This is a genomic window from Gilliamella sp. B3464 (assembly GCF_026536145.1).
Classification (GTDB): Bacteria; Pseudomonadota; Gammaproteobacteria; order Enterobacterales; family Orbaceae; genus Gilliamella.
The window spans coordinates 1-6,651 of record NZ_JAFNOQ010000020.1 but is presented as its reverse complement, the minus strand read 5'-3'; the positions used below and the strand labels follow the sequence as shown (position 1 = coordinate 6,651).

The 6,651-nt window shown below is 38.4% G+C and carries 8 protein-coding genes and 2 pseudogenes; 6 read left to right on the top strand and 4 right to left on the bottom strand.

Annotation, left to right across the window (positions count from 1 at the left end):
• Positions 1–68, top strand: a 68-nt coding sequence (locus J3U57_RS12475; RefSeq protein WP_223232774.1) for a hypothetical protein, incomplete at its 5' end; no start/stop codon positions are given.
• A gap of 15 nt (positions 69–83) precedes the next feature.
• Here the strand turns inward: J3U57_RS12475 and J3U57_RS12470 are convergent.
• Positions 84–203 (bottom strand): annotated as a pseudogene (locus J3U57_RS12470) (LysR family transcriptional regulator); the annotation flags it as partial.
• 230 nt (positions 204–433) lie between these two features.
• Entirely contained in the window at positions 434–1,639 is a 1,206-nt protein-coding gene (gene gltS / locus J3U57_RS12465) for a sodium/glutamate symporter (protein ID WP_000599533.1), read from the bottom strand.
• A gap of 443 nt (positions 1,640–2,082) precedes the next feature.
• Here gltS and J3U57_RS12460 point away from each other — a divergent pair, with 443 nt between their 5' ends.
• The 3 genes from J3U57_RS12460 to J3U57_RS12450 are packed head-to-tail and all read left to right on the top strand — an operon-like array spanning position 2,083 to position 3,476.
• The gene (locus tag J3U57_RS12460) at positions 2,083–2,403 is read left to right on the top strand and encodes an antibiotic biosynthesis monooxygenase family protein (protein ID WP_000562370.1); all 321 of its coding nucleotides are present in this window, start codon (positions 2,083–2,085) and stop codon (positions 2,401–2,403) included.
• Positions 2,396–2,782, top strand: coding sequence for a hypothetical protein (locus J3U57_RS12455; protein ID WP_000460651.1), 387 nt, complete (start codon positions 2,396–2,398; stop codon positions 2,780–2,782). Before J3U57_RS12460 ends, J3U57_RS12455 begins: the two co-directional genes overlap by 8 nt.
• A 7-nt stretch (positions 2,783–2,789) precedes the next feature.
• Positions 2,790–3,476: an ArsR/SmtB family transcription factor gene (locus J3U57_RS12450; protein WP_001284954.1), complete on the top strand. Its 687-nt coding sequence runs from the start codon at positions 2,790–2,792 to the stop codon at positions 3,474–3,476.
• Here the strand turns inward: J3U57_RS12450 and tetR(B) are convergent.
• Complete coding sequence (tetR(B), locus tag J3U57_RS12445; protein WP_000088605.1) at positions 3,454–4,077, bottom strand: tetracycline resistance transcriptional repressor TetR(B); 624 nt, start codon at positions 4,075–4,077, stop codon at positions 3,454–3,456. The genes J3U57_RS12450 and tetR(B) overlap by 23 nt on opposite strands.
• A gap of 81 nt (positions 4,078–4,158) precedes the next feature.
• On the opposite strand from tetR(B), the gene tet(B) reads away from it, so the two are divergent.
• Positions 4,159–5,364 (top strand): tetracycline efflux MFS transporter Tet(B), encoded by a 1,206-nt coding sequence (gene tet(B) / locus J3U57_RS12440; protein WP_001089068.1) that lies wholly within the window; start codon positions 4,159–4,161, stop codon positions 5,362–5,364.
• A gap of 112 nt (positions 5,365–5,476) precedes the next feature.
• Here the strand turns inward: tet(B) and tetC are convergent, their stop codons facing one another.
• The gene (gene tetC, locus J3U57_RS12435; protein ID WP_000428546.1) at positions 5,477–6,070 is read right to left on the bottom strand and encodes a tetracyline resistance-associated transcriptional repressor TetC; all 594 of its coding nucleotides are present in this window, start codon (positions 6,068–6,070) and stop codon (positions 5,477–5,479) included.
• An 87-nt stretch (positions 6,071–6,157) separates the two neighbouring features.
• Between tetC and J3U57_RS12430 the strand changes: the two are divergent.
• Positions 6,158–6,553 (top strand): annotated as a pseudogene (locus tag J3U57_RS12430) (helix-turn-helix domain-containing protein); the annotation flags it as partial.
• Between the last annotated feature and the right edge of the window lie 98 nt (positions 6,554–6,651).

Genomic DNA, 6,651 nt, shown 5'->3' with positions numbered 1-6,651 from the left:
CACTCGTGGCTGCAACCCTGCTTACTCAAAATCTATTCACACATGGTTACGTTTTGGGGAAATTATGAGGGGATCTCTCAGTGCTCAGCATGTTTGAGTGCTTTACTCGCCGCGGGTTGAGAAATATGTAAAACTTCAGCCGCACGCGTTAAGGAACCACAAGTCATTACAGCATAAAAGATATCGAGATGTCTTAATTTCATTCCATGTAGCCTACTGATTATTTATTTCTACGGACTATTCTAACGAATAAAGTATAAATAATCAGATATACTCGTCATAATTCAAATTTTGGTTTAGTTGTCACGAGAATTAATTCGTAAACGTGCAAGCTAAATAGATTGACTAGGGGAATATACGGGGTAAGAAAGCGGCTCGGCATACTGCCCTATAATAAATTGTTAGGAGAAGTACGCCGAGTAGTGTGTAGCTATTAGGTAAAGTATGTACCAATTTCAATAAATATTTTAATTAAGATACTGTTTGAAATATCAACAATAAAGGCACCGACCATAGGAACGACAAGGAAAGCTTTATGTGATGGTCCAAATGCTTTTGTGACTGTTTGCATATTCGCAATTGCTGTTGGTGTTGCTCCCATACCAAAGCCACAGTGACCCGCGCTGATCACGACAGCATCATAATCTTTGCCCATCATTTTGAAGGTGACAAAGCAGGCAAATAGCACCATGACAACAGTTTGTACAGCAATGATAATTAATACTGGCCCTGCCATGCTTGCCAATTGACCAAATTTTAATGACATTAACGCCATTGCCAAGAAAAGCGATAAAGCAACGCTACCTAATACATCGACGGTCGGCTCAAACACTTCGTGTTTAAATACATGAGTCAGTGTATTACGGATAATAATACCGACAAATAAACACCAGACAAAAGTAGGCAGTTGCAGAAAAGTATCTTTAAACAATGCACTGATATAGCCACCAACAACAATACAGATAATCAGCATTGAAATGGTTTCAATAACGTTATTTGCATTGATTTTTCTTTTGACGCTTGGTTGCTCAAAAGCTTCAACGATAGTGTCGCGCTCTTGCTCGGTTGTTTTAGGAATAGAGACCTTTTTCAAAAGATGACGGGCAACAGGGCCGCCAACTAAACCACCCAACACTAATCCAAGTGTTGCACAAGCCATCGCTAATTCAACGGCGCCTGTTACACCATATTTATCAGCGAGAATAGGGCCCCATGCTCCGGCATTACCATGACCACCTGTTAGAGTAATTGAACCTGCAATTAAGCCAATAAATGGACTTTCATTCATCATGACAGCCATACTCATGCCGACAGTATTTTGAATGGCGATTAGGATCGTTACTGCAATAGTTAATAGAACTAACGGCTTTCCTCCTTTAATCAGTCGAGAAAAGTCAGAACTTAGCCCGATAGAGGAAAAGAATGTGAGCATTAATAAACTTTGCAATGAAGCATCAAAAGTAAACGAATAACCTGATGTTTTATCAATAATTAACAGAACAATTGCAACAATAAAGCCACCAACGACGGCTTCTGGTATGTGGTTTTTTTGTAGGAACGGGGTAAATTTTACGACAAACATTCCTATGAGTAGCGCGATACATGCGACTAATAATGTATAACTGGCATCTAGGATCATTTTTTTACCTCTATTAGTTTACCAGAATTTTCACTATAACAATTTAACAATAGTGAAAAATGAAGTTACTTTGGTTAACTAATCTTTAACAATGAGTTTTATTAGGGTATCCATAACTTTTAGTTAATAGGGTCATAATTTTAGTGTGATCTTAATCATGAAATATTAAAAAGATTAAAATAACAACAATGGTATTTAATGATGGGTAAACCTAAATACCATGCGGGATCCGCACTATTTTCGGTGATAGCAAAAAATAAAAAAGTATAAATAATAAACAAAATTATAAGAGAAGGAGAACATGATAAGCGCAGGCCGAGCAATTTAAAGAAGTGTGATATACAACATAAAACAGCAGCATGACCTTTCTATATTTCGTTGCTTATCGAAGTGTTAATTTTCGGGTGGATTACTCTGTTTGTTGATTAATAACGGAGAAAAATATGATTGCTGTAATATTTGAGGTGCAAATACAACCCGACCAACAAACTCGCTATTTGACTTTAGCTGAGGAGTTAAGACCACTATTAAGTCATGTAGCTGGTTTTATTTCAATTGAACGTTTTCAAAGTCTAGCTACAGAAGGAAAAATGTTATCGCTATCTTGGTGGGAAAACGAATACGCAGTTCTGCAATGGAAAAATCATGTTTTACATGCGAAAGCTCAACAAGAAGGGCGAGAGTCAATATTTGATTTTTACAAAATTAGTATTGCTCATATTACTCGCGAATATTCATTTAAAAAGGACAAGGATAATGTTTGATGTTCACGTTGTTTTAGATAATCAAATAGGACAATTAGCATTACTAGGAAAAACATTAGGTAATAAAGGTATTGGATTGGAAGGGGGAGGGATATTTACGGTTGGTGATGAATGCCATGCTCATTTTCTTGTTGAACAAGGAAAGGAAGCTAAAATAGCGCTAGAGCAAGCTGGACTGTTAGTACTTGCGATCCGGACACCATTAATTCGTAAGTTAAAACAGGAAAAACCGGGGGAACTTGGCGAAATAGCACGAGTATTGGCGGAGAATAACATTAATATTTTAGTGCAATACAGTGACCATGCTAACCAACTGATATTAATAACGGACAATGATAGTATGGCTGCATCTGTTACGCTCCCTTGGGCAATAAAGTGAACTTGCGATGGCTAATTTAATACGAAAAGAGGTTACCTTTGAGTCCTCAATAGCCGCGATAGGGGCGGCTATGTCTGACATTTCACGAGTTAAAATACTCAGTGCTTTGATGGATGGGCGAGCTTGGACGGCCACTGAGCTAAGTTCTGTGGCGAATATATCAGCTTCAACGGCGAGCAGTCATTTATCTAAATTATTAGATTGCCAGCTAATCACAGTAGTAGCTCAAGGCAAGCATCGTTATTTTCGGCTAGCAGGAAAAGATATTGCTGAATTGATGGAAAGTATGATGGGGATCTCCTTAAACCATGGCGTACATGCCAAAGTTTCCACGCCAGTGCATTTACGAAAAGCACGTACTTGCTATGATCATTTAGCTGGCGAAGTTGCCGTTAAGATCTATGATTCCCTTTGTCAACAGCAATGGATCACTGAAAATGGTTCAATGATCACATTAAGTGGTATTCAATATTTTCATGAAATGGGAATTGACGTTCCTTCCAAACATTCACGTAAAATCTGTTGTGCGTGTTTAGATTGGAGTGAACGCCGTTTCCATTTAGGTGGGTACGTTGGAGCCGCATTATTTTCGCTTTATGAATCTAAAGGGTGGTTAACTCGACATCTTGGTTACCGTGAAGTTACCATCACGGAAAAAGGTTATGCTGCTTTTAAGACCCACTTTCACATTTAAGTTGTTTTTCTAATCCGCATATGATCAATTCAAGGCCGAATAAGAAGGCTGGCTCTGCACCTTGGTGATCAAATAATTCGATAGCTTGTCGTAATAATGGCGGCATACTATCAGTAGTAGGTGTTTCCCTTTCTTCTTTAGCGACTTGATGCTCTTGATCTTCCAATACGCAACCTAAAGTAAAATGCCCCACAGCGCTGAGTGCATATAATGCATTCTCTAGTGAAAAACCTTGTTGGCATAAAAAGGCTAATTGATTTTCGAGAGTTTCATACTGTTTTTCTGTAGGCCGTGTACCTAAATGTACTTTTGCTCCATCGCGATGACTTAGTAAAGCACATCTAAAACTTTTAGCGTTATTACGTAAAAAATCTTGCCAGCTTTCCCCTTCTAAAGGGCAAAAGTGAGTATGGTGCCTATCTAACATCTCAATGGCTAAGGCGTCGAGCAAAGCCCGCTTATTTTTTACATGCCAATACAATGTAGGCTGCTCTACACCTAGCTTCTGGGCGAGTTTACGGGTTGTTAAACCTTCGATTCCGACCTCATTAAGCAGCTCTAATGCGCTGTTAATCACTTTACTTTTATCTAATCTAGACATCATTAATTCCTAATTTTTGTTGACACTCTATCATTGATAGAGTTATTTTACCACTCCCTATCAGTAATAGAGAAAAGTGAAATGAATAGTTCGACAAAGATCGCATTGGTAATTACGTTACTCGATGCCATGGGGATTGGCCTTATCATGCCAGTCTTGCCAACGTTATTACGTGAATTTATTGCTTCGGAAGATATCGCTAACCACTTTGGCGTATTGCTTGCACTTTATGCGTTAATGCAGGTTATCTTTGCTCCTTGGCTTGGAAAAATGTCTGACCGATTTGGTCGGCGCCCAGTGCTGTTGTTGTCATTAATAGGCGCATCGCTGGATTACTTATTGCTGGCTTTTTCAAGTGCGCTTTGGATGCTGTATTTAGGCCGTTTGCTTTCAGGGATCACAGGAGCTACTGGGGCTGTCGCGGCATCGGTCATTGCCGATACCACCTCAGCTTCTCAACGCGTGAAGTGGTTCGGTTGGTTAGGGGCAAGTTTTGGGCTTGGTTTAATAGCGGGGCCTATTATTGGTGGTTTTGCAGGAGAGATTTCACCGCATAGTCCCTTTTTTATCGCTGCGTTGCTAAATATTGTCGCTTTCCTTGTGGTTATGTTTTGGTTCCGTGAAACCAAAAATACACGTGATAATACAGATACCGAAGTAGGGGTTGAGACGCAATCGAATTCGGTATACATCACTTTATTTAAAACGATGCCCATTTTGTTGATTATTTATTTTTCAGCGCAATTGATAGGCCAAATTCCCGCAACGGTGTGGGTGCTATTTACCGAAAATCGTTTTGGATGGAATAGCATGATGGTTGGCTTTTCATTAGCGGGTCTTGGTCTTTTACACTCAGTATTCCAAGCCTTTGTGGCAGGAAGAATAGCCACTAAATGGGGCGAAAAAACGGCAGTACTGCTCGGATTTATTGCAGATAGTAGTGCATTTGCCTTTTTAGCGTTTATATCTGAAGGTTGGTTAGTTTTCCCTGTTTTAATTTTATTGGCTGGTGGTGGGATCGCTTTACCTGCATTACAGGGAGTGATGTCTATCCAAACAAAGAGTCATCAGCAAGGTGCTTTACAGGGATTATTGGTGAGCCTTACCAATGCAACCGGTGTTATTGGCCCATTACTGTTTGCTGTTATTTATAATCATTCACTACCAATTTGGGATGGCTGGATTTGGATTATTGGTTTAGCGTTTTACTGTATTATTATCCTGCTATCGATGACCTTCATGTTAACCCCTCAAGCTCAGGGGAGTAAACAGGAGACAAGTGCTTAGTTATTTCGTCACCAAATGATGTTATTCCGCGAAATATAATGACCCTCTTGATAACCCAAGAGGGCATTTTTTACGATAAAGAAGATTTAGCTTCAAATAAAACCTATCTATTTTATTTATCTTTCAAGCTCAATAAAAAGCCGCGGTAAATAGCAATAAATTGGCCTTTTTTATCGGCAAGCTCTTTTAGGTTTTTCGCATGTATTGCGATATGCATAAACCAGCCATTGAGTAAGTTTTTAAGCACATCATCATCATAAGCTTTAAGTTGGTTCTCTTGGATCAATTTGCTGACAATGGCGTTTACCTTACCAGTAATGTATTCAAGGCTAATTTTTTCAAGTTCATTCCAACCAATGATAGGCATCACTTCTTGGATAGGGATAAGGTTTTTATTATTATCAATAATATAATCAAGATAATGTTCAAATATACTTTCTAAGGCAGACCAACCATTTGTTAAATCAGTTTTTGTTGTGATGTAGGCATCAATCATAATTAATTGCTGCTTATAACAGGCACTGAGTAATTGTTTTTTATTTTTAAAGTGATGATAAAAGGCACCTTTGGTCACCAACGCTTTTCCCGAGATCTCATCTATTGAAACAGCTTGATAGCCTTTTTCAACAAACAATATTCGTGCTGAGTTAACCAGTGATTGATAGGTACTCTTAAAATTTTCTTGTTGATGATTTTTATTTTCCATGATAGATTTAAAATAACATACCGTCAGTATGTTTATGGTATCATGATGATGTGGTCGTGACAATCTTAAGAACATTTAGGTTATTTTATGTATATTGAACAGCATTCTCGCTATCAAAATAAAGCTAATAACATCCAATTAAGATATGATGATAAGCAGTTTCATACAACGGTTATCAAAGATGTTCTATTATGGATTGAACATAATTTAGATCAGTCTTTACTGCTTGATGATGTGGCGAATAAAGCGGGTTATACCAAGTGGTATTTTCAGCGGCTGTTCAAAAAAGTAACAGGGGTCACACTGGCTAGCTATATTCGTGCTCGTCGTTTGACGAAAGCGGCTGTTGAGTTGAGGTTGACGAAAAAAACTATCCTTGAGATCGCATTAAAATATCAATTTGATTCCCAACAATCTTTTACACGTCGATTTAAGTACATTTTTAAGGTTACACCAAGTTATTATCGGCGTAATAAATTATGGGAATTGGAGGCAATGCACTGAGAGATCCCCTCATAATTTCCCCAAAGCGTAACCATGTGTGAATAAATTTTGAGCTAGTAGGGTTGCAGCCACGAGTA

Bases quoted from the DNA above. Each gene is read 5' to 3' on its own strand.
- gltS (WP_000599533.1), bottom strand. From the start codon at position 1,639: ATGATCCTAGATGCCAGTTATACATTATTAGTCGCATGTATCGCGCTA.
- J3U57_RS12460 (WP_000562370.1), top strand. From the start codon at position 2,083: ATGATTGCTGTAATATTTGAGGTGCAAATACAACCCGACCAACAAACT.
- J3U57_RS12455 (WP_000460651.1), top strand. From the start codon at position 2,396: ATGTTTGATGTTCACGTTGTTTTAGATAATCAAATAGGACAATTAGCA.
- J3U57_RS12450 (WP_001284954.1), top strand. From the start codon at position 2,790: ATGGCTAATTTAATACGAAAAGAGGTTACCTTTGAGTCCTCAATAGCC.
- tetC (WP_000428546.1), bottom strand. From the start codon at position 6,070: ATGGAAAATAAAAATCATCAACAAGAAAATTTTAAGAGTACCTATCAA.